General features: G+C 69.2%; 25 protein-coding genes and 1 tRNA gene. 10 read left to right on the forward strand and 16 right to left on the reverse strand.

Going from position 1 to position 21503, the window contains the following annotated elements:
• Window positions 1-164 precede the first annotated feature (164 nt).
• Window positions 165-578 (forward strand): hypothetical protein, encoded by a 414-nt coding sequence (locus VFA06_RS11565; RefSeq protein ID WP_324840494.1) that lies wholly within the window; start codon window positions 165-167, stop codon window positions 576-578.
• Window positions 579-628: 50 nt separating this feature from the next.
• On the opposite strand, the gene VFA06_RS11570 is transcribed toward VFA06_RS11565, so the two are convergent.
• From VFA06_RS11570 to VFA06_RS11585, 4 genes are all read right to left on the reverse strand, one after another.
• Window positions 629-1030, reverse strand: coding sequence for a type II toxin-antitoxin system VapC family toxin (locus VFA06_RS11570; RefSeq protein WP_324840495.1), 402 nt, complete (start codon window positions 1028-1030; stop codon window positions 629-631).
• Between the two features lie 8 nt (window positions 1031-1038).
• Entirely contained in the window at window positions 1039-1239 is a 201-nt protein-coding gene (locus tag VFA06_RS11575; protein ID WP_324840496.1) for a hypothetical protein, read from the reverse strand.
• Window positions 1240-1323: 84 nt separating this feature from the next.
• Window positions 1324-1408: transfer RNA gene (locus tag VFA06_RS11580), tRNA-Ser, on the reverse strand.
• A 339-nt stretch (window positions 1409-1747) separates the two neighbouring features.
• The gene (locus VFA06_RS11585; protein ID WP_324840497.1) at window positions 1748-2104 is read right to left on the reverse strand and encodes a YbjQ family protein; all 357 of its coding nucleotides are present in this window, start codon (window positions 2102-2104) and stop codon (window positions 1748-1750) included.
• 104 nt (window positions 2105-2208) lie between these two features.
• Here VFA06_RS11585 and VFA06_RS11590 point away from each other — a divergent pair, with 104 nt between their 5' ends.
• Window positions 2209-3000, forward strand: a complete 792-nt coding sequence (locus VFA06_RS11590) for a glycerophosphodiester phosphodiesterase (protein WP_324840498.1) — start codon at window positions 2209-2211, stop codon at window positions 2998-3000.
• A 432-nt stretch (window positions 3001-3432) separates the two neighbouring features.
• A complete protein-coding gene (locus tag VFA06_RS11595; RefSeq protein ID WP_324840499.1) occupies window positions 3433-4071 on the forward strand; it encodes an ATP-binding protein in 639 nt (212 codons plus the stop codon).
• A 243-nt stretch (window positions 4072-4314) separates the two neighbouring features.
• Here VFA06_RS11595 and VFA06_RS11600 read toward each other — a convergent pair whose 3' ends face one another.
• Both VFA06_RS11600 and VFA06_RS11605 read right to left on the reverse strand, forming a co-directional pair.
• Window positions 4315-5085 (reverse strand): TetR/AcrR family transcriptional regulator, encoded by a 771-nt coding sequence (locus VFA06_RS11600; RefSeq protein WP_324840500.1) that lies wholly within the window; start codon window positions 5083-5085, stop codon window positions 4315-4317.
• A 279-nt stretch (window positions 5086-5364) separates the two neighbouring features.
• Window positions 5365-5991 (reverse strand): hypothetical protein, encoded by a 627-nt coding sequence (locus tag VFA06_RS11605; protein ID WP_324840501.1) that lies wholly within the window; start codon window positions 5989-5991, stop codon window positions 5365-5367.
• Window positions 5992-6173: 182 nt separating this feature from the next.
• On the opposite strand from VFA06_RS11605, the gene VFA06_RS11610 reads away from it, so the two are divergent.
• Window positions 6174-6917 (forward strand): glycosyltransferase family 2 protein, encoded by a 744-nt coding sequence (locus VFA06_RS11610; RefSeq protein ID WP_324840502.1) that lies wholly within the window; start codon window positions 6174-6176, stop codon window positions 6915-6917.
• 137 nt (window positions 6918-7054) lie between these two features.
• Complete coding sequence (locus VFA06_RS11615) at window positions 7055-8608, forward strand: hypothetical protein (RefSeq protein WP_324840503.1); 1554 nt, start codon at window positions 7055-7057, stop codon at window positions 8606-8608.
• Here the strand turns inward: VFA06_RS11615 and VFA06_RS11620 are convergent.
• Window positions 8590-8922: a rhodanese-like domain-containing protein gene (locus VFA06_RS11620; protein ID WP_414639875.1), complete on the reverse strand. Its 333-nt coding sequence runs from the start codon at window positions 8920-8922 to the stop codon at window positions 8590-8592. The two genes, VFA06_RS11615 and VFA06_RS11620, sit on opposite strands and share 19 nt — an antisense overlap.
• 479 nt (window positions 8923-9401) lie before the next feature.
• On the opposite strand from VFA06_RS11620, the gene serS reads away from it, so the two are divergent.
• Entirely contained in the window at window positions 9402-10679 is a 1278-nt protein-coding gene (serS, locus tag VFA06_RS11625) for a serine--tRNA ligase (RefSeq protein WP_324840505.1), read from the forward strand.
• A 162-nt stretch (window positions 10680-10841) separates the two neighbouring features.
• Complete coding sequence (locus VFA06_RS11630; protein WP_324840506.1) at window positions 10842-11843, forward strand: phosphotransferase enzyme family protein; 1002 nt, start codon at window positions 10842-10844, stop codon at window positions 11841-11843.
• A gap of 80 nt (window positions 11844-11923) precedes the next feature.
• On the opposite strand, the gene VFA06_RS11635 is transcribed toward VFA06_RS11630, so the two are convergent.
• The 6 genes from VFA06_RS11635 to VFA06_RS11660 all read right to left on the reverse strand — a co-directional run bounded on the left by VFA06_RS11635 (window position 11924) and on the right by VFA06_RS11660 (window position 15678).
• Window positions 11924-12487 carry a dihydrofolate reductase family protein gene (locus VFA06_RS11635; RefSeq protein WP_324840507.1) on the reverse strand — a complete coding sequence of 188 codons (564 nt, stop codon included), beginning with the start codon at window positions 12485-12487 and terminating at the stop codon, window positions 11924-11926.
• 78 nt (window positions 12488-12565) lie between these two features.
• Entirely contained in the window at window positions 12566-13135 is a 570-nt protein-coding gene (locus tag VFA06_RS11640) for a bacterial proteasome activator family protein (protein WP_324840508.1), read from the reverse strand.
• A 45-nt stretch (window positions 13136-13180) separates the two neighbouring features.
• On the reverse strand, window positions 13181-14158 hold the full coding sequence (locus tag VFA06_RS11645; RefSeq protein ID WP_324840509.1) for an NAD(P)H-quinone oxidoreductase: 978 nt from the start codon (window positions 14156-14158) through the stop codon (window positions 13181-13183).
• An 86-nt stretch (window positions 14159-14244) separates the two neighbouring features.
• The gene (locus VFA06_RS11650) at window positions 14245-14511 is read right to left on the reverse strand and encodes a DUF6457 domain-containing protein (RefSeq protein WP_324840510.1); all 267 of its coding nucleotides are present in this window, start codon (window positions 14509-14511) and stop codon (window positions 14245-14247) included.
• A 6-nt stretch (window positions 14512-14517) separates the two neighbouring features.
• Window positions 14518-15180: a molybdenum cofactor guanylyltransferase gene (mobA, locus tag VFA06_RS11655; protein WP_324840511.1), complete on the reverse strand. Its 663-nt coding sequence runs from the start codon at window positions 15178-15180 to the stop codon at window positions 14518-14520.
• 33 nt (window positions 15181-15213) lie between these two features.
• Complete coding sequence (locus tag VFA06_RS11660) at window positions 15214-15678, reverse strand: ATP-binding protein (protein WP_324840512.1); 465 nt, start codon at window positions 15676-15678, stop codon at window positions 15214-15216.
• Window positions 15679-15869: 191 nt separating this feature from the next.
• On the opposite strand from VFA06_RS11660, the gene pheA reads away from it, so the two are divergent.
• Both pheA and VFA06_RS11670 read left to right on the forward strand, forming a co-directional pair.
• A complete protein-coding gene (gene pheA, locus VFA06_RS11665) occupies window positions 15870-16808 on the forward strand; it encodes a prephenate dehydratase (protein WP_324840513.1) in 939 nt (312 codons plus the stop codon).
• A 502-nt stretch (window positions 16809-17310) separates the two neighbouring features.
• Complete coding sequence (locus tag VFA06_RS11670) at window positions 17311-18258, forward strand: hypothetical protein (protein ID WP_324840514.1); 948 nt, start codon at window positions 17311-17313, stop codon at window positions 18256-18258.
• A gap of 4 nt (window positions 18259-18262) precedes the next feature.
• On the opposite strand, the gene VFA06_RS11675 is transcribed toward VFA06_RS11670, so the two are convergent.
• Entirely contained in the window at window positions 18263-19354 is a 1092-nt protein-coding gene (locus VFA06_RS11675) for a hypothetical protein (RefSeq protein WP_324840515.1), read from the reverse strand.
• 178 nt (window positions 19355-19532) lie between these two features.
• Complete coding sequence (locus VFA06_RS11680; RefSeq protein WP_324840516.1) at window positions 19533-19856, reverse strand: multidrug efflux SMR transporter; 324 nt, start codon at window positions 19854-19856, stop codon at window positions 19533-19535.
• A gap of 210 nt (window positions 19857-20066) precedes the next feature.
• Between VFA06_RS11680 and VFA06_RS11685 the strand changes: the two genes are divergently transcribed.
• On the forward strand, window positions 20067-20351 hold the full coding sequence (locus VFA06_RS11685; protein WP_324840517.1) for a TfoX/Sxy family DNA transformation protein: 285 nt from the start codon (window positions 20067-20069) through the stop codon (window positions 20349-20351).
• A 17-nt stretch (window positions 20352-20368) separates the two neighbouring features.
• On the opposite strand, the gene VFA06_RS11690 is transcribed toward VFA06_RS11685, so the two are convergent.
• Window positions 20369-21466, reverse strand: coding sequence for a peptidoglycan-binding protein (locus VFA06_RS11690; RefSeq protein ID WP_324840518.1), 1098 nt, complete (start codon window positions 21464-21466; stop codon window positions 20369-20371).
• Between the last annotated feature and the right edge of the window lie 37 nt (window positions 21467-21503).

Below are 21503 nucleotides of genomic sequence, written 5' to 3' on the forward strand. Positions count from 1 at the left end.
TGCATCAGGAGCGATTGCGCTACTACATCCAAGGTGGGCAGCCTCCGGGAGGCGCCCGCACGTATCCGGGTTGTAGGGATCGAAGGATGCCTATCCGGTCGAGTCCGGTCGTCTTGCCGGGAGCGATGTATTTCGCCCTAGAGTCGCAAGCGTGGACGGGTGGGATGGCCTTCTTTGACCCAATCGCATCAGGCTCTACTGCTGCGCGGGCGTATCTGGTCACACTGGGCCAGTTCTCTGATATTGCAGCGCAAGAGATGTACGAAGAACCGGCAGGGGACTTGGACCTCCAACCTGTTTTGGCTAAAGGTCGCATGGAACTAGGGCCGGGTCGTTATGAAACGCTCATTTATGTCGGAGAACTCGACGGTCATCCCGTTATGACGTTCACGGCGCCATGGACTATTCACGACGTAGAGCTAACCAAACCTGCGAGTCGATATCTCAAATATCTCGCGTCTGGCTTACTCGAATCGCACGGCTGGAGTCTACGCCAGATCGCCGAGTACCTGGCGGAGTGTCCCGGAGCAGCGGGGGAATGGTCTGCTGGCGAAATTGAGCGAGAGATTCAGCCCTGAAACAGAAAAGGCTCTGTCCGAAGACAGGGCCTCTTAGGCATGTGCTGCGCTCATGCTGAGAGCACACGCAGGCCGTGATGGTCGACGTAGTAGGCGAAGTCCTTGACGTTGAAGGTGGCGAGCGGCAAGCCGTAGGTCAGGCAGCAAGCGGCGATCCAACTGTCATTGGTCGGACGGGGGCGGCCGTCCTGCACTGCGCGCGCCGACAGTTGACCCCACACGGTCGCCACATCCGCGTCACCGTTGATGACTGGTTGGGCCGACAGCCACGCGGCGAGCGTGGCTTGCCGCCGCGTACCCCAGAGCCGCAGGCGAACCCACTGGGTCAGCTCGCCGTAGGTCACGAACGTGATGCATGGTTCCCAGCCGACCAGCCGCGCCGCCATCGGCGGCGGAAGCTTGCCCTTAACGATGAGCGAGGACACGTCGGAGTCGAGCACAACGGCCGGCACGGTTCGGGCTACTCCTCAATGCCCAGTTGACGCTGGGTACGGTAGAACGAGATGAACTCCTCCACCTCGTCGTCAGACTCGAATACGCCATCTACCGCCAGCTCGCGCACGTCCGCTATCGGCTTAGAACGCTTCTCACGCAAAAGCTCATCGATCGAACGGCGCTGGTAGCGCGGGAACGGCTCAGCATGCGTCGTCTCGGCAGTCATCGCGCCTCCTTTGCTGCCAAATGCACCTACACCCAGACTACGCGGAGCGGCCTCGAACAAGGCCACATCTGCGGCGATGCGATGCGGAGGGCGTGGGATTCGAACCCACGATGACTCTCGTCATGCCGCTTTTCAAGAGCGGTGCCCTAGGCCACTAGGCGAGCCCTCCCGGCCGCGAGCACGCTCGCGAACCGGCGCCAGTGTCTCACAAGTGCTCAGGTCGGCGGAGAAGCGTTACCGCGCCGGAACCATGATCGTGGCGCCTCTGGGCCAGACGTGGGCCGACGGAATCAGAACACGGCCTCGATACGGCCCGTTCGCTGGTCAGCGGCTTGCGCGGCTCGCTGGCGCACCGGTCTTGAAAACCGGAGTGACGCAAGTCACCGTGGGTTCGAATCCCACGCCCTCCGCCTGAAAGCCACCGCGGTGGAGGTCACTCCGGTCCTCAAGCCGGTCGGCCGCGGGACTCAGACCATCAGGTCAGCGGTCCCGGGCCGCATCCGTTCGCTCAGCCGAGCGGGGAGATGCGCACCGCGGTCCCGTAGGCGCAGATCTCGGTCCACACGTCGCCCATCTCCGAGGTGTCGAAGCGCATCGCGATGATCGCATTTGCGCCGCGCGCCTGCGCTTCGGCGATCATCCGGCCCATCACCTCGTTGCGGCTCTCCACCAGGTTCTTGGTCATGCCCTTCAGCTCGCCGCCGAACATCGACTTGAAGCCGGCGCCCATCTGGCTGAAGGCGTTGCGGGAGCGGACGGTCAGGCCGAACACTTCGCCGAGGACCTGGTCGATCCGGTAGCCCGGCACGTCATTCGAAGTGACGACGAGGAACTGCGGACCGGTCCATCCTGAGGCATCGCTCATCGGTGCGCTCCAAACTGATTGAGTGACAGGGTGTTCACCGGTACTTCCTATCGCCGTCCGGTGTGTACCACCAGACACGCCACGCGGCCTGACACCATGGGGTCGTGAAGTCCGAGTACCAGCGCCCCCAAGTGGTCGCGCACCGCGGTGCCTCAGCTGAAGCACCTGAGCACACCTTGGCGGCATACCGCACCGCGCTCTCCGTAGGCGCGGATGCATTGGAGTGTGACGTCAGGCTGACGCTCGACGGGCACCTGGTGTGCGTCCATGACAGGCGCGTGAACCGCACCTCGGACGGCCGCGGGCTGGTCTCCACGCTGGAGCTGGCGCGGCTCGAGGAACTCGACTTCGGCTCCTGGCACGGCTCGCACGACCTCGAGGCTCCGGACCTCGACCGCAATCGGGTGCTGACGCTGCACCGGCTGCTCCAGTTGGTCGCCGAGCATCCGAAGCCGGTCCAGCTCGCCATCGAGGTGAAGCACCCGACCCGGTACGCCGGGTTGGTGGAGCGGCGGCTGGTCGAACTGCTGGACGAGTTCGGCTGGGCTCACCCGCGCGGCGGGGAGACTTCACCGGTGCGGGTGATGAGCTTCTCGCGGCTCGCGGTGCGCCGGATTCACCGGCTCGCGCCGCGGCTCGAGACCGTGTTCCTTATGGAGCCGTTCTCATATCTGTTACGTGACGGGATACTGCCGCGCGGCGTACCGATCGGCGGGCCGGCGATAGAGATCCTGCGCTCGCGCCCGGAGTACGTGGAGCGTTTGCACCGGGCCGGGCGGCGGGTGCACGTGTGGACCGTGGACGATCCGGACGATGTGAAGCTGTGCCTCAAGCTCGGCGTCGACGCGATCATCACCAACCGGCCGCGCGAGGTCCGCGCCCTTGTCGATGCCTGAACAGGATGAGGCCGAAGCGAACGGGGCCCGAGCTCAGGTTGAGCCGGAACCGTTTTTGAACCACGGTTCACGTTCGAACAGGCATGTCATATCGTATGCGTCGCGTATCCGTATGAACACGCTCTGAGATGCCGTGTCGACAGTCTTTCACCGGTTGCACTACGTCCTGCCTCAAATCTCGGTAAAGCCGGGGCATCGGGAGCGTTGCGCGCCTAAAGCGCCTGTCCGGCGATGGCCTGGGCGGTTTCGAGGTAACGGGTCGTGACCTGGAGCCCGATGGGGCGCACTGGGCGCGGGCCCGGCGTGAAACCGCCGTTGCAAACCGAAACGGGTCGTTTCCCCCGCAGCGGCCATGGGCATCGATCCCATGGTGCCGTCCGGAAATTCCACCGGAGCACCCGGGAGCTGCGAGAGGGGTCGGTGGGGGTGATCATGCCTGTGGCGCGGGTGTCACCTGCCTCGTACACCGGCTATCTGCCGCACTCCTCGGTGAGCGTCCGGCAGGCCCGGGCTCAGCTGGCCTCGGCCCTCTATGAACGGGACGTGCTCGGATCCCTCGTGGACGACGCGGTGCTCATACTCTCCGAGTTCGTGACGAACGCGCTGCGCCATGCCCGCGCGTTGAACTCGGGTACGATCCGCGTCTCCTGGGAGCTGAGCGGCGAGGGTCTGCTGCGCATCGAGGTGACCGACGGCGGCGGAACCACCCGGCCGTCCACGAAACCGTACTCGATGTCCGTCTCCGCGCAGGCTGGCCGCGGCCTGGAGATCGTGGACCGGCTGGCCGACCGCTGGGGCTCTCAGCGCGAGGAAGGCGGCGACGAGTACACGGTGTGGGCCGAGTTGGCCGTGCGCGCCCGGCACGCGGGGCGCAGGCTGCGCGCGGACCGCGCGGGCTCGGCCACCGCGACCGTGACCGCCCTGCCGTCCGCACCAGCCAACCCCCCGAACGACGGCGCGCCGGCCGAACCCGTCAAGCAGCCGAAGGCGAGCGCCCGCAAGCGCCCTTCGCCGGCCGAGCAGCCCGCCGCCGCGGTGATCCACCTGCTGCCGACCTATCCGCAGAGCTGAGCGGATCTCCTTCGGGCCGGGACGATCCGGCCGTCGACCGCGGTGTGATCGTCAACCCCAGTCTTACCGTCGACTACAGCGCGCCCGTCAACCACAGTGACCCTGCTGACCGTTGTCCTGTTCCGCCCGCTCGCGTGACGGCTGGGGAGCGGGTATTGAAGAACCCTGTAATACAGCGCTCATCCACCGGTCAAGACCGGGCAAAACAGTACCCTCAATCCGCTCGGTGGTCTTGCGAACGCGCTACGCATCCGGGGTAAGGTCGGAACCGGTTCGGCCGCCGGTGCATCCCCCGTCGCCGGCGGTCGGGCCGCCCTCGTCGGCGGGCTCGTCGACCGGCCGTTCCTCCCCCTCCGCGCGGCCGGCGTCCGGCCCGTCGTCGCGGCCGGGAGCCAGATAGGCGTCCAGCATCTCGCCGAGTTCCGCCAGCAGCCTGGACACCGGCACCGGACCGCTGGCCGCGGCCGAGACGATGAAGGCCTGTGCGGTCAGCACGATCGCGTGGGCCTGTACCGCGATCGAGCCGCGTCGCACCGAGCCGTCCCGGTATCCCGCGTCCAGCCGGTGCGCCAACAGAGTGATCGCGATCTGCTGCGTACTGCCGAATCGGCTCACCAGATAAGGCATCAGAATCTCGGGCTCGGCCTGGAGCACCTGATGCATGAGCGGATCGGCGTGGAAGGCGCGCACCACGTTGAGCACCGTGTCCACCAGCTTGCGGCGGGCCGGGCGCGGATCCGGTGGCGCGTTCGGCGGTTCCGTGGTGTGCTCGCGCAGGATGCGGGCGAACTCGTGCCCCAGCACCTCGCTGATCAGCGAGCCGATGTCGGAGTAGCGCCGGTAAAGCGTCATCCGGCTCACGCCGGCTCGTCGGGCGACGTCGTTGAGTGTGGTGTCATGGACCCCGGCGGCAAGGATGCAGGCCCGCGCCGCGTCGAGGATTTGCCGCTCGCTCAGACGCAGGGGGCGGGGACGGCCGCCGTTGGCCGTGGGCACCGAGGGGGTAGTACTCATCACCGCCAGCGTACGCAAAAAGCTACCGGACAGTAACCACCTCGCCCGCAACCGCCGCTCCGCTGCCGGAACGAGGACGCGAGCCGGGCTGACGCCATTGTCAGCCGCGACGCTAGAGCAACGACCTCAGTCATGCTGAAGCACGATCGGAACGCCACACGCGTTCACCGGTTGACGGAAATGACAGGATCGGTCGAACACGGTACTGACTCAGTGCCTGACTGAGCCTTAGTGCCTGACTGAGCGCGGTCCGAGCCGCCGAGTGCCGCGCCGGCCGGCTCACTGCGCGGCGGTCTGCGCCGCTGCGGCGACCAGCCCCGACTCCACGTGCACGACCCCGGCCGAGAGCGGGGCGCCCTGCGCGGCGATCTCCGCGATCGCGTTGTACGCGCCGCTGCCACCGCTGATCGCGGTCGGGCTCGTCGCGCACAGCCCGGCGGCGTCCGCGGCGGCGATCGTGCACTGCACCTGCACCACGGTGCCGTCGGCTCGGGTCAGGTTGAGCGCGACGGTCTGCTGCGTGCTGGTGCCGTTCGCCACGTACACCCGCGCCGACGCCGAACCGGCGGACTGGTCGACGCACGCCTGGACGCGCACCACACCCCCGGACACGTTCGCGGTCAGCGGCGCTCCGCAGAACTCCGGCGTGAGGGCCTGCACTCCGGATCCCGCCGACGGCGAGGGCGTCGCCGAGGTCTGATCCGCTCCCGGCTGACCGCCGTTCGCACCCTGATCTCCGGAGGCGGACAGAATGTCGTGATTCTTCGCCGGGGGGCTCGCCTGGGCGGCGGCGATGGGCAGCACCACGACGCCGACTACCGCCCCGGCCAGTGCGATCGAGCGCACATGATGCGGCCGCAGCGGCTTGGCGTCGGTGCGGCGGGCGGGTCCGGCGGTCTGCGGCATGAAGCGCGGCCCCCTTCGAGCGGGGAGTAAGTGAGAAGGATCAATGGTCTGATCGGATGAACACCGGATCAGTGCCGGACCGAATGTTAGTCCCGCGATCTATCCGTCCGGTAGTGGATTCACTCTTCCGGGCTGCAGTTTTGCCGGATCGTGACGACCGCGTGACGGCATAGGATCGGGGCGTGGAAATCAGTGACCTCGCCGTGATCATCCCGGCATTCGACGAGGAGGCCAGGATCGCCGCCACGGTCGAGGCCGCGGCCAAGGTGCCCGGCGTCGATCTGGTCGTGGTCGTGGATGACGGCTCGGCGGACGCGACCTCGCGCATCGCACGCGAGTGCGGCGCCGTCGTGGTCCGGCACGCGCGCAACCGCGGCAAGGCGGCGGCGATGGAGAGCGGAGCGGCCGCGGTGGCCGCGATCGAGGCGCGCGAGGGCCGCGGCGAGCCTCGGCTGCTGCTGTTCCTCGACGGCGACCTCGAGTCCACCGCGGGCAACGCCGCGCCGCTGGCCGAGCCGGTGCGCTCGGGCGAGGCCGGCATGACCATCGCGACACTGCCGCCGCAGCCGGGCGGCGGCCACGGCTTCGTGGTGCGGCTGGCCCGCGACGGCATCCGCGCCGCGGTGGGCTTCGAGGCACGCCAGCCGCTGTCCGGGCAGCGCTGTCTGAGCCGCGCGGCCTTCGAGGCGGCGCTGCCGCTGGCCCGCGGCTTCGGCGTGGAGACCGGGCTGACCATCGACGTGCTGCGGGCCGGCTTCCGGATCGCCGAGGTCGAGGTGGACTTCCGGCACCGGGTCACCGGAACCGATCTCGCCGCGCAACTGCACCGGGCCCGGCAGTATCGCGATGTCGCGCTGGCCCTCGCGGTCCGGCGGCTCCCGGCCGAGCTGCGCCCGGCGACCTGGCGCGGCCGCCGTTCGGGATGAGGGCGCATGGCCGTCTCTTCCCGGCCGCCTCTGTCCGCTCGAATGCGTCGTCGGCTGCTGACTGCCGGGAGACCGGCGAGCGCGGTCGGGCCGGTGGCTTGGTGACGGATCCCGTCTCGGCGCCGGATCCGGCCCGGATGAGCCCGGCTGTTGCCTCCGCGGCGAACGCCCGCGGTCGGCTCGGGCTCGTCCTGATCGCGGCTTCCATAGCATTGATCGTGCTCACGGGTCTGCTCGGGCCCTCCGCGGCCGAGGCCGCGCTGCCGGGCCGCGTGGTCAGTCCGCCGTTCTGGTTCGGCGCCAACCCGCCGGCGTGGCTGGTGACCGTGCTGCCGGATCTCGCCCTCGTCCTCGGCGCGGCCGCGATGGCGCTCGCCTGGTCGGCGCTGCGCCAGGGCTGGGCTCCGCGCCTGAGCGGCTTGATCGCAGGCTCTTGGGGAGCCGCGGGCGCGATGGTGTTCGTGCCGCCGATGCTTTCCGCCGACCACCTGGTCTACGCCGCCTACGGCCGGCTGGCGACCACCGGCGGCAATCCTTACACCGAGACCGCCGCCACGCTCGCGGCACACGGCGACCCGATCGGCCTGGCGGTCCAGCCGCCGTGGACCAACACCTCCTCCGTGTACGGACCGCTCGCCACCGCCGAGCAGGCCCTGGCCTCGTGGATCGGCGGCACGTCCGCGCACACCACCGTGTTCGTGCTCGCGTTCCTCGGCGCGGCCGCGTTCGTGGCGATGGGCGCGATGCTGCGGCGGATCGGCGATCCGGTCCGGGTGACCGTGCTGTTCGGCCTCAACCCGCTGCTGTTGCTGGAAACGGTGAACGCGGCGCACCTCGACGCGTTCGCGGTCTTCTTCGCGGTTGCCGGCCTGTACGCGTTGCATCGGCGTCCGGACGTGTTCGGCGCGGCACTTGCGGGTGCGCTGATCGGTCTCGGTTGCGCGGCCAAGCTGTCGCTGGGTCTGGCCGTCCTGGCTGGAATCTGGGGCCTGCGGCAGCGTTGGCGCAGCGCGGGCGTATTCGTGCTCTGCGCCGCGGCCGTCGGAAGCCTGACATACCTGCCCTACGGTCGCATCGCGCTGCAGCCGGCCCGCGAGGGGGCGCGCATGGTGTCGCTCGGGTCGGCGTGGCGGCCGCTGCTCGCACCGCTTCAGCGCGCGGCGGGTGACGGCACGGCCAGAGACCTGATTTCCGCGTTCGGCTGGCTCGCGCTCGTCCTGCTCGTCGTATCGCTCGCCCCGCTGCCACGCGCACGCAAAGCCGGCGCAGACCTCGACAGCGCCAAGGCCGCGACACCGGCCACGCAATCGCCCGGCATGCGGGCCACAAAGTCGCCGGGCGTGCAGGCCGCCCAGGCGCTCGCGCTGCTTGGCGTCGCCTGGGTCTTGGCCGCGCCGTACACGCTGCCGTGGTACGACATCGTCGCCTGGGCGCCGCTCGTTGTGTGCGCGGCCGGCCCGCTGGACCTTCTGCTCATCGCGCGGACCACGGTTCTCGCCGCCGCCTACGTGCCCGGCCTAGATGTGCCGCTGCCGTCAGGCGTCGCGGGTTGGGCATCGTGGATCAGGGCCGACGCCGCGCCTGTGTTCTCGATCGCCGCGCTGCTCGCCTGCGCGGCGATCGGCGTCTGGCGCTGGCGCGCCCCGAGGGCCTCAGCCGCCGTGGCCCTGTCTCAGGCGACGAAGGGCTGACCGCCGCTCTCGCTCACCATCGGCTTGCCGGCCGCGTGCCAGGCCAGCATTCCGCCGGAAACGTTGACCGTCGTGCGGCCGGACTGGTTCAAGTACCGCACCGCCTGCTCGGAACGGCCGCCGACCTTGCAGATAACGTATACGTCACGATCAGCCGGCACCTCCTCCACACGACCGACCAATTCGCTCAGCGGCAGATGCACCGCCTCCGGAGCGTGGCCTGCCTGCCATTCGTCACTTTCACGCACGTCGATCAGATATGCCCCGGCGGGCAGGCTGGCGACGTCTACGGCGGGGGTCGGGGACTGGAAGATCATCGAGGCTTCGCTCCGTCTCTGCTGAGTCTGGTGTGGCGGGTGCGCCCTGAAGATCGGGTCAATGCAAGGTTAAGCGAAGCACAGGGAGCGCCGGTTGGTTCACCGAGGGTTCCACTGGCTCTTGACACCCGATCTGGTCTAGTCCATTTTTGGCATGCCGGGTTGTGCAAGCGCCGGTCGGAAGCGGTGTCGGGAAACCTCCGACGGGACCGTGTACCGAACGACGCTGCCCAGTCACGGCCGAAACCCGACGCGGGACGGAACACGGGGGCGGACTTCGGTCCCCCAGAATGCCGGGGAGGCAGGCGCCGCTGCCTCCCCGGTCCCTTTCCCGAAACTGGATTCCTCGGCTCGCTTAAGAGTTCGTTCGGCTCGTGACTGCGACCGCCCCGCGCCTTAGCGCGCGGAAAGCCGCACCGCCACACGGGCCTGATCTCATTACCGATCAGCGCCGCGTTCAAGGTAGCTTTTGCCCTGTGATCGACCTACGAGAGCTACGTGACGACCCGGACCGCTTCCGCGCGTCCCAGCGCGCCCGCGGCGAAGATCCGGCCCTGGTGGACCAGGTGCTGGCGGCCGACGAACGGCGCCGATCGTCCTCGCTCAGGTTCGACACGCTGCGCTCCGAGCAGCGCGGCCTCGGCAAGCAGATCCCCAAGGCGACGGGCGAGGAGAAGGCCGCGCTGCTTGAGCGCGCCAACGAGCTGGCCGGCGCGGTCAAGGCCGCGGACGCCGAGCAGAGCGAGGCCGCCGAGGAGGCGCGCCGGCTCGCCCTCGCGCTCTCCAACCTGGTCGAGGAGGGCGTGCCTGAGGGCGGCGAGGACGACTACAAGGTCCTCGAGCACGTCGGCACACCGCGCGACTTCACGGCCGAGGGCTTCGAGCCGCGTGACCACGTCGAGCTCGGCCGGATCCTCGGCGCGATCGACCTGGAGCGCGGGGCCAAGGTCAGCGGCGCCCGGCAGTACTACCTGACCGGGGTCGGCGCGCTGCTGGAGTTCGCCCTGCTGAACCTGGCGATCCAACAGGCGCTCAGCTACGGCTTCACTCCCGTGGTGACCCCCTCGCTGGTCAAGCCCGGGGCGATGCAGGGCACCGGATTCCTCGGCCAGGCGGCCGAGAACGTCTACCACCTCGCGGAGGACGACCTGTACCTGGTCGGGACCTCGGAAGTGCCGCTGGCCGCCTACCACATGGACGAGATCCTGGACGCCTCCGCGCTGCCGCTGCGGTACGCCGGCTACTCGTCCTGCTACCGGCGCGAGGCCGGCTCGTACGGTAAGGACACCCGCGGAATCATCCGGGTGCACCAGTTCGAGAAGGTCGAGATGTTCTCGTTCTGCGCCCCCGAGGAGGCGCAGGAGGAGCATCGGCGGCTGCTCGGCTGGGAGAAGGAGTTCCTCAGCCGGCTCGAGCTGCCGTTCCGGGTGATCGACGTGGCGGCCGGAGACCTCGGCTCCTCGGCCGCGCGCAAGTTCGACTGCGAGGCGTGGATCCCGACCCAGGGCCGCTACCGCGAGGTGACTTCCACCTCGAACTGCACCGGGTTCCAGGCCCGCCGGCTGTCCGTGCGGATGCGCGACGCCGACGGGGTGCGCCCGGTGGCCACCCTCAACGGCACGCTGTGCGCGATGACCCGGATGATCGTGGCCATCCTGGAGAACCATCAGCAGGCTGACGGGTCGGTCCGGCTGCCCGAGGCGCTGCGGCCGCATCTCGGCGGCCGCGAGGTTCTCAGCCCCCTGGCCAAGTAGTAGGCGAACCGCCGGCTGACGGATCGGGCGCCGGCCCTCGGCGTCCCGGTCCGTGCCGCCGCGGCGAGACTGAACCGTCCGACGGTTGAGACGCCGTGGCGGGAGGGGGCGCGTTCCCGGAAACGCGCTCCCCCGGAGTGCGCGCGGGCGTAAAGTACCGCCATGCCACGCCACTCTCCGCTGGCGGCACTGCTTCGGCGCTATGGGATCGCCGAGGTGCTCGGGTTCAGACCGCTCGACGAGGGCCTGCTCAACCGCTCCTTCGCGGTGTGCACCGGCTCCGGCCGGCTGTTCCTGAAGCACTACCTGGATCAGGAGCCGCATACGATCCGGGCGCAGCACGCCGCGACGACCGCCCTCGCCGCGCGGGGACTGCCGGTCGTGGCCCCGCTCGCCGACTTGTCCGGCAGAACCCTGAATCGAGCAGGCTCGCGGCTGTTCGCGCTCTATCCGTGGGTCGACGGCGAGCATCGGTCGGGGCTGGTGCTCGAACTCGAACAATGCAGGGCGCTCGGCGCGCTACTCGGCCGGCTGCACGACGCGCTGGACGACATCCTCGGCCCGGTCGCCCAACCCCTGACGCAGCCCACGACGCAGGTGGACGAGGCACGCGCCAAAGCGCTGCGATTGCTGGAACTGCTGCGCAACCGCCCGGTGCGTGAGGGCATTGACGACCTGGCCGAGTTCCGGCTGGTGGAACGGCTGGGCCTGCTCGGCAAGCTCGCGCACCGGCGGCCGACCGACCGGGCGCTCCTGACCGTCGGCCACGTGCACGGGGACTTCCACGGCCTCAACGTCTTTCATCGTGCGGACGGCGAGATCTGCGCGGTGGTCGACTGGGACCGGCTCAGCGTGCAGCCGTACGGCGAGGAGTTGGTGCGTTCCGCGCTCATCCTGTTCGTCGATCCGCATGACGGACAGCTCGACCTTGCCCGCGTGCGCGAATACGTGCGCGGATACGTCGACATGCGGCCGTGGATGGCCGAAGAACTGGCCGTGGCGGTGCACCGGCTGTGGTGGGAGCGGCTGACCGACTTCTGGATGCTCAGCTGGCGCTATGAACGCCAGGATGCCCGCACCGACGAACAGTTCCCGGCGGCTTCGGCACTGGTGGTGTGGTGGACGCACCACTACGAGAAGGTCCTCGACGCGTTCTGCGGCTGACCGCGTCACGCAGCCTATTTAGCACGCAGGGTACTTTGACACGCAGGGCACTTAGTCGGACGCAGGATTCTTAGTAGCGGTTACTGAGCGCACTGATACCGCAACAGCTCGACGCCGTTACCGAAGGTGCGGCTCTCCAGGAGCCGGAAGGAAGTTCTCGCGGTTCCCGGCGGAAACAGCGGCTTGCCACCACCGATCGCGATCGGCTGCACGTAAAGCCGGTACTCGTCGACCAGGCCGTGCCGCAGGAACTCCGCGGCCAGGTCGACGCCGCCGAGCGCCAGATCCCCGCCGGGTTCCTCCTTCAGCCGCCGGACCTCCTCCGGCACGACCTCGCGCACGATCTCGGCATTCCAATCGGCCTTCTGCAGGCTCTTGGAATAGACCAGCTTCGGCATCTCGCGCCAGATCCGGGCGAACTCGGCCACCGGAGCCGGAGCGTCAGGGTCCTGGTCCGCGGTCGGCCAATACTGCGCCATCAACTCGTACATCACGCGTCCGTTGAGGAACGCGCCCATCGCGCTCAGCTGGTGGTTGAAGTGGTAGTGCAGTTCCTCGTCGACCAGATGCCAGTCCAGCTCGCCCTGCGGTCCCTCGATGAATCCATCGAGGGACACACACATCTGCACGACGATCTTTCGCATCCTGACGCCTCCCGTGCCGCTTCGTCAGCCGGCTGATTACTTCACAGACTATTGATGACGCGTCAGCACGCTGACGGCTTAGAGGTACGGCCCCGAGGCGGCGGAGTTGCCGTGCGGCTGCTCCGCGGACATGCCGGGCGGCAGCGCCCTGCGCATCTGCTCCAGTTGCGCCCGCGCCGCCATCTGCTGGGCGAACAGGGCTGTCTGGATGCCGTGGAAGAGCCCTTCCAGCCAGCCGACCAGCTGCGCCTGGGCGATCCGCAGCTCCGCCTCGCTGGGCACGCCCTCCTCGGCGAACGGCAGCGAGAGCCGCTCGAGCTCGCTGATCAGCTCGGGCGCCAGGCCCTTCTCAAGCTCCGCGATCGAGGACTTGTGGATCTCCTTGAGCCGCGCGCGGCTGGCCTCGTCGAGCGGCGCGGCCCGCACCTCCTCGAGCAGCTGCTTGATCATCGAGCCGATCCGCATGACCTTCGCGGGCTGCTCGACCATCTCGGCGACGCTGGTCGGGTCCTCGCCGTTGCGCTCGTCGGCCGGCTCCTCGGGCTCCGCGCCGGTCTCGACCACGGGGCGCCCGTCGGGGCCGACCACGACGTAGCGGCCAGCCCGCAATTCGGTCTGGTCCTGGTATTCCGAGTTCTGCAGGTTCATCGGCTGCTCCGGCGGGACGACGGTCGGCGGGGTGACAGGTGTGATTTATACAACGAGCAGCACTTTACCGACGTGCCCCGACGATTCGACGAGCCGGTGCGCGGCGGCCGCCTCGGACATCGGGAAGCGCTGGTCAGCGACCACGGTCAGGGTGCCGGATTCGGTAAGCGGCCAGACGTGCTCGCGTACCGAGGCCACGATGGCGGACTTCTCGGCGATCGGCCGGGCGCGCAGGCCGGTGGACAGGATCGCGGCGCGCTTGGCCATCAGTCGGCCGAGGTCCAGCTCGCCGCGTACGCCGCCTTGAAAGCCGATGATGACCAGGCGCCCGTTGACCGCCAGCGCCTCCACATTGCGGCCCAGGTACGAGGCGCCCATGTTGTCCAGGATCACGTCCGCGCCGTGCCCGGCCGTGATCTCGCTCAGCCGGTCTACGAAGTCCTCGGTGCGGTAGTTGATCGCCGCGTCTGCGCCGAGATCGCGGCAGCGGGCGACCTTTTCCGGGGAGCCGGCAGTCGCCACGACGCGTGCGCCGAGTGCCTTGCCAAGCTGGATCGCGACCGTGCCGATGCCACCGGTGCCGCCGTGTACAAGCAACGTCTCGCGCGGCTGGAGCGCGGCGCCCATGAACACGTTCGACCAGACGGTGCATACGGCCTCAGGCAGCCCGGCGGCGGTAACCAGGTCGACGCCCTTCGGTACCGGCAGCACCTGACCGGCCGGAACCGCGACCCGCTCGGCGTAGCCGCCGCCGGCGAGCAACGCGCAGACCTCGTCGCCGACGTTCCAATCGCTGACGCCGTCGCCGAGAGCGGCGATGCGGCCGGAGCACTCCAGCCCGGGGATCTCGCTCGCGCCGGCCGGCGGCGGATAGAAGCCCGCCCGCTGCAGCAGGTCCGCGCGGTTCACCGCGCTGGCGGCCACCTCGATCAGCACCTCGCCGACACCGGGCGCCGGATCGGGTGCGTCCGTCCACGCGAGTACCTCGGGGCCGCCGGGTTCCGTGATCTGGATCGCCTTCATGCCCCCACCCTAAAACCTCGCGCGGCGCGGCCTGCGGGCGGCGCGGCAACCCGGCTCAGGCTTCTGGAAGTGAGCCGGGAACGCGGTCAGGCGTCGTGCGCCTCCTCCTGAGCCTGCTGGTGCGCCTCGGCCGCGGCGGTGAGCGTGGCCACGACGCTGTCGAGTCCGTCCAGGCTTCCGCCGATTCCGAGTGCGTAACCGGCCAGGAACGTGGTCAGCGGCGCGGCGGGACGGGCTACCGAGTGCGCGGCCGCCCGGGCGAGCTCAAGCAGGGCCGTCTGCTGCTCGGCGGTCAGCGCGAGCTCGGGGCGGCCGAGTTCCGCTGCCGCCTCGCTGAGCCAGGAGTCGAACATCCGCTGTCAGTTCCCTTCCTCGGCCGCACCGGACCGTCGATCAGGTCGCGTCGCGGAATCGGCGATCCGCCGCGCCGCGTCCACATCCTCCCAGGTGTCGCAGTCCAGCACGGCATTCCCCGGCTGGCTGATCCGAAGCAGGCGCAGATCACGAACCAGTCGGCGCAGCGGAAGGCCGTGCACCCCGCCCGAACCGTATTCAGCGAGCTTCGATTCGAGCGCCTCGCGTCGGTACACGGCGTTCAACCACTGTTCGCGGCCCTCCGCGTCGACCGCTACGGCGCCGTCGTAGCCGGGCTCCGATGCGGCGACTGCCGTCCACAGCCTGTGGACAGCGGTCGCCGTCAGAAAGGGAAGGTCGGCGGCGAAAACGCCGATCCAGTCATGCGGGTCTTCGGTGACCTCTGCGAGTGCGGCGAGACCTGCGGCGATGGCCGCAACCGGACCGCCCCCGGGCGGCTGCTCGCGGATCCAACGCACTTCACGTTCCGTCGCCCTAGAGGGCCCCACGACGACAAGTTCCCCCGAACCACCCACGCCCGCGTCGGTGAGCGTGGCGCAGGCCGCAATGACCCGGTCGAGAAGAGTTCTTCCGCCCACCTCGACCATCGGCTTGTCCGCCCCGCGCAGCCGACGCGCTTCCCCGCCCGCGAGTATCAGAACGTCCACGCGCTCAGTAAACGCACATGACCGGGCACTTCGCTACGCGGCGACGCGCTCCGGCGGCTTCAGGTCCCGCTCGAAGTGGATCATCGCGCCACGGGCCGGGTGATTGCGGATGTCCACCCGATCGCACAGCGCCTCGATCAGCATCAGGCCCCGGCCGCCCTCAGGGGTGTCCGCGATGCTCACCGCCGCGAGCCGCGGCTGCCGGCCGCTCTTCGTCGCCGCCGAGTGCTCGGTGAGCCGGCGCGGAGCGAATCCGACCCCGTTGTCGATCACGTCGATCCAGCAGCGCTCGTCGCTGATCCCGGCCGCGACCCAGTAGCCCTCCGCCTGCCCGGCGTGCTCGATCACGTTCGCGCACGCCTCGGTGAGTGCCACCCCCAGGTCGAAGGAGACGTCGGGATCCATCCCGGCGAGCGTCGCGGTGTCCCGCAGCATCCGCCGGGCCTTCCCCACGCTCTCCGCCTCTCGGGGCAGTAGCAGGGTCCAGTTGACGTCCACGAGCCACAACCTCCCACGGTCGAGGGGCACGCAGTTACGTATTACCGCTCGCGCGGATCAATACGCGCTCAAAGGCCGTGAAACGCGACACGATGTCGCAATGAGATCACTCATACGGATGTATGGCGGGCACCGAGGCACTCGCGAGATGGCTACACACCGTGGTGCGAGGGAGGGATACGGTGGTGACCATGTCCGTTGAGCAACCATTGCGCTACGCCTACCTCGGGCCGGAGGGCACGTTCACCGAAGCGGCGCTACTCGCGCTGCCGGAAGCAGGGTCGGTCGAGGCGGTGCCGTGCCCGACTGTTCCGTCAGCGCTCGATGCGGTACGTCGCGGCGAGTGTGCGGCCGCCGTCGTGGCCATGGAGAGCTCGGTCGAGGGTGCGGTAACTGCGACCATCGACGAATTGGCCTCCGGAGAACCACTGATCATCGTGCGCGAACTGCTGCTATCTGTCAGCTTCGCGCTGCTTGTGCGGCCAGGTACGGCGCTCGAGGACATCAAGACCGTCGCCAGCCACCCGGTCGCCGAGCCGCAGTGCCGGCGCTGGCTGGGCGAGAACCTTCCCGACGCGCGCTGGGAGGCGGCTACCTCGAACGCGCACGCGGCCCGCCAGGTGCAGGACGGGGTCTACGACGCGGCGCTGGCCGGCTCGTTCGCGGCTGCGCGCTACGGCCTGACGGTGCTGGCCGAGCCGGTGCACGACTTCGCCGGCGCGCAGACCCGGTTCGTGTTGGTGACCAGGCCGGGCTCGGTTCCGCCGCCGACCGGGGTGGACAAGACCTCGATCACGGTCGGCCTGCGCGACAACCACCCCGGTGAGCTGATGGAGATCCTGGAGCAGTTCGCGACCCGCGGCGTGAACCTGTGCCGGATCGAGTCGCGGCCCACCGGCGAGGGCATGGGCCGCTACTTCTTCTTCATCGACTGCGAAGGGCACATCGCGGACGCGCGGGTCGGCGAGGCGCTCATGGGACTGCGCAGATCGAGCGCGAACATGCGCTTCCTCGGTTCGTATCCGCGTGCGGACGGCCAGCCGCCGGCGATGCGGTTCGGCACCAGCGACGAGGAATTCGCGGCGGCGCACGCCTGGCTCGACGAGGCTCGCGGCGGCGGCTCGGCGTGACGCAGGTGCAGGTTGCGCCGAGTGTGACCGGGGCGCCGCTGCTGACGTTGCGTCGGACGTTGCGCCGTATGCATCCGCACGTGACGACGGCAAGTTCCCGCCACAGGTCTCACCTGGCGTCTTGAGTCGGTTACGCTAGGCCACAAGACTGATTCCCAGCCGTTCGCACGTATTTGCCGAACGGCGGCGCCGAAAGAACGGCGAAGGGCGGCGCGAGAGGGCGTACCGGGGCGGGATGTCCGGAGGCCGCGTCGGCGCGGGATCAGCGGGTAGTCCAGCGAGCACGGATCGACGCACGAGGGGGTTGACGTTGGCGCTCGTAGTCGTGGTTCCGGGACCGAGTGGACCAGGCGGCTCCCGGTCGCCCGGCACGCGGTCGCTCGGACCACTCTCAGTCGGCCCGCTGTCGGTAGGTCCCGTCTCTGTCGGACCGCTGTCTGTCGGCTCCGGAGTACGCCGCACTGACTCGGTACAGCGCGTCGTCACCGCCCTCTCGTCCTCGGTGCGTGCGGTACGGGGACCGGTCCCGCGCTCAGGGGACGTCGTCGTACTCGATGTCGCAGACCTGTTCGCCGGCCGCACCGAGCACGACAAGAAGGCGTATCAGGGCGCCGGAAAGGCGTCGGGCGAAGCGAACGGCGTCGCGACGCATGATGAGACCGAGGAGCTGACTGAGGCGCTGCTGAGCGGCTGGTGGACCTCGGCGACCCGGATCGGCAAGTTCGAGGGGCACCCGGATCGGCGGCGCCGGCCAGGACCAGGCTTGTCGTCCCACAGCTCGGGATCCCCGAACAACCCGGCGTCCCAGAACACAGCGTCCCAGAACGCGCTGTCCCGGAATTCAGTGTCACCGGGCGAGACTCGGCCGCACGGCGCGACGGAACCCGGAGCGGAGGCGATCGACGGTTCCGACGTCCGGGCCCGGACCTCGGCCCTGTCCGCCGCCCTGAGCGCGAGCCCGTACTTTCGCGGCTCCCCGGAGCTGGCCGCGGCGGAGGCCCGCGCGCTGAGCCGCTACCTGACCGACCTGAAGCTGCGGCACGAGGTGCGCGACCGGACTCAGGCGGCGATCCTGCCGGACACCAAGGTCGTGGTCGGCCACGGCATCGGCGCGCTGATCGCCTACGAGGCGCTGTGCGCGCTGAGCGACGCGGTCTCGGTCACCTTCGTCTCGCTGGGCGCCGCGATGTGCGGGCCGCAGCAGGTCTTCACCCGGCTGGAGCCCGCACCACGCAACGAACAAGGGCACTGGCCGGCCGCGATACGCCGCTGGTTCAACGTCGTGGCGCACTCCGACCCGACCGCGATGATCGCCCCGCAGCTGACCGAGCGCTTCGGCCCGGGGATCGAGGACGAGGTCATCGAGATCAAGACCAGCTGCGGCGACCTACAGCCGTACCTGCTCGACCGGGCCACCGGCCGGGCGCTGGCCACCGGACTGGTCGGATAGTGCCTTATCCGAAGAAGCCCAGGCCTGGCTTCTCCTGCTGCGGTTGGGCCGGATAAGGCGTCGCGTACTGCATCGAAGCCGGCGACTCCGTCGTGTACATGGTTTGGCCGTTGTGCACGCCGCCTGCCGCATACGCAGACTCGGAGGCAAACGCGGGGTCAGCCGTGTAGGCGTGTTGCGCGGTGTAACCCGGCTCAGCCGCCGCATAGGTGCCGTTCGTCGCATATGCGGCATCTGCCGTGTATATGCCGTGCAGCTCCCGTTCCTTGTACTGGATCTGCTGGTAGAGCCGCGCGTACAGGGCGTCAAGCGCCCGCTCAGCACCGAACTCGGCGAGCACCTGACCCAGCGGGCTGGAAAGCAGCGTCTCCCGCTCGACTCGCGCCTCGGCGGTGCGGGCGCGCAGCCATATCAGGCGCTGACGCAGCCACAGCTGCCGCTCCTCGGTGCCCATCTCCGGACCCTCGGCGCTGATGACCGCCCATTCCTCGGCTAGGCGCTGCAGCTCGTAAAGGTCAGTGCGGCGGTAGGCGTCGTTCACCCGCGTTATGAACGCGTTACGCCGCTCCTTTTCCCGCGGGTCTTGCGTGAAGTCGGGGTGGGCGCGCCGGGCCAGGTCGCGGTAGAGCCGCTGGAGGGTCTTGGCTGGGTCGTTACTCTGCGCCTGCTCCTCGACGGGTTCGGTGAACCGCAGCGTGCTCGCGTACTCCGGATCGATGACCGGGCCGGCGGGCTCGGGCTCGGTCGGCAGCGGGTCGGTCAACGGATCGAACGTAGGTTGCCCGGAAGATCCGTACCTCAGTTCGTAGGCGCGTCGGGCCTGTTCCGGATCGCCGGTCATCGCGGCCCGCGCCTCGGCGATCATCAGGTCGAGCTGGTCGAGCCGGTCGTAGAGCGGTCCGAGGTGGTGGTGGTGCAGCCGGGTCAGCCGGTCGAGGTCGAACCTGCTGGTCTCCAATGCGATCTGCGCCTCGGCGAGCGCCGTTTCGGCGGAGGCTACGGTTTCCTCCAGCGACGGCGCCGCCTGACCCCCCGTGGGCGGTGGTGCCGTGCCGAAGGGGTTGACTGCCGTGGCAGACGTCGCGGAGACGTCCATGGCCCCTCCTTGCTGCGTCCTTACGCGGTAAAGATATCGGCGGCCGGCGCAGGCGCCATGGGGCGAGCGGCGTCTGACACAGGATCGATATCTAAGCGGCGCGATGCTCCGGGCGGTAACCACCTGGTCACGGTCACGGCTCGGCGGCGCTGTCGGTTCAATCGACCGGCGGGTCGATTCAATGCGTGGCCCCGGAAAGGTTGAGCCCGACCACCCCCGCCACGATCAGCGAGACGGACAGGATCTTCACCGGGGAACTGCTCTCGTCGAGGAACAACATTCCGAACAGCACTGTTCCGGCCGCCCCGATCCCGGTCCACACCGCGTACGCCGGGCCGACCTCGAGCCGGCGCAGCGCCTGGGTGAGCAGGCCGAAGGAGCCGAGCGCGAACACCGCGAAACCGATGGTCGGTACGATCCGGCTGAAGCCGTCGCTCAGCTTGAGGCAGACCGCGAACCCGGTCTCCAGGAGACCGGCGAGGATGACGAGAAGCCAGGCCATGCTCCCAGTCTCCGGGGGCGCACGGTGCTACACAAATACTCAAACCAGACGAACTCCTTCGTTCGGTCGGATCGGCGGCGTGTCCGGGAGAAAGCGGCAGATCACATGATGCATCAGTCATAAGGGCGCGTGGGGTGGCCGAGCGGGGGCAGTTGGGTCACGCTCGTTGCGTGGGCGCCAGGTGGAGCGGCCGGACGAAGGGTGGTGGCGATGGCGATGTCGGTTGGCGGATCGACCCGGGGCACGCCGATGGAGCGGGCGGTGAACATCGGCCCGGTGCTCTCGGAACGGCTGAGTTCCGTCGGCGTCGATACCCTTGAGCAGCTCAAACAGCTCGGCGCGCTGCAGGCTTGGGAGCTGATCGCGGACAAGACCCCCGGCGAGGAGTGCGTGCACACCCTGCTCGCCCTGGAGGGGGCGATCCGCGCGGTGCGGTGGACCGCCATCAGCAGGCCGGAACGCGACCGGTTGCTCTCCGCGGCCGGCTTGCGTTGATCGGACACGGCGGGTGATCAGCCGACGATCGTGCCGGACTGCAGCGCGCCCCAGGTCTGCCCGTTCATCGCCCCGGTGGGCGCGGCGCCGACCTGGGCCTGATAGCGCGCGACCGCCAAGAACGTCGCCTGGTCGTAGCGTCCGCTGACGTTGAGTCCGGCGTCTTCGGCGCTGTTGAGCGCCTCCTGGAGGCGCTTGACGTCGGCGGACCGCTGCCCGAGGTGCAGGTTCGGCTGCGAGCCCGCCGCGATCAGCGCGGTGAGCGTCGACCGCCCTACCGTGCCGGCCGGGTCACCGGTGACCTGGGCCTTGCCCTGGAACGAGATCACCGCCTGTGCGGTCGCCTGGTCGTACTGGCCGGTGATGTCGCCGTGGTAGTAGCCGAGCTGCCGCAGCCGGGTCTGCACGTAGTGAACGTATGTGCCGGTCGAGCCGATCGACAGCGGCAGCGTCGTGCTGCCGGTCGCCTGCATCGACGGTGAGGCTGAAGGGCTCGCGGACGGCGACGGGTTAGCCGATCCGACGGCGAGCGGGACGCTGCCCACGGACGACTGGGTCGAGACCACGGCGGACGGTGTGCTCGACGCGGTGCTGCCCGCCCCCGCCGCGGTTCCGTTGTTGTGGCTGCCGATGTAGAGCAGGCCGAGGATCACCGCGGAGGCGGCGACAACTGCGCCGATGGTGCCCCACAGCACCGGCTTGCGCATGCCCGACTCGTCGTCGTCCCAGTTCTCGGGCGCTTCGGTACCCGGTCCCGGTGGGTAGACGCCTCCGCCGGGATGCGAGGGGAGCACGGTCGTCTTCTCCGGCGCCGCGCCGAACGCGTCGAACTGCGGTGATCCCGGCGGCGGCATCCGGTAGTCGGCCTCGACCGGCGGGATCATCTGGGTCAGGCTGTGCGGGTTGATCTGCCCGTCCGGCTGCCGGAACAGCGATTCGAACGCGGATTCCGGCGGCTGCGCGTGGGTGGGGCGGTGTGGCGGCGCGGTCGGAAAGAGACCCTGCTGCATGCTGGTCGCCGCGACCGCTTCGGCGGGGACCGCCTCGAAGGGGGTCCCGCACATCCGGCAGAACCGGCCTTCCACCGGCTCGCCGCAGGAGCTGCAGTAGCTCACCGCTCGTCACGCTCCATAGGTAGCCCGTGAATTCAAT

It is taken from the genome of Actinocrinis sp., from assembly GCF_035653575.1.
Classification (GTDB): domain Bacteria; phylum Actinomycetota; class Actinomycetes; order Streptomycetales; family Catenulisporaceae; genus Actinocrinis.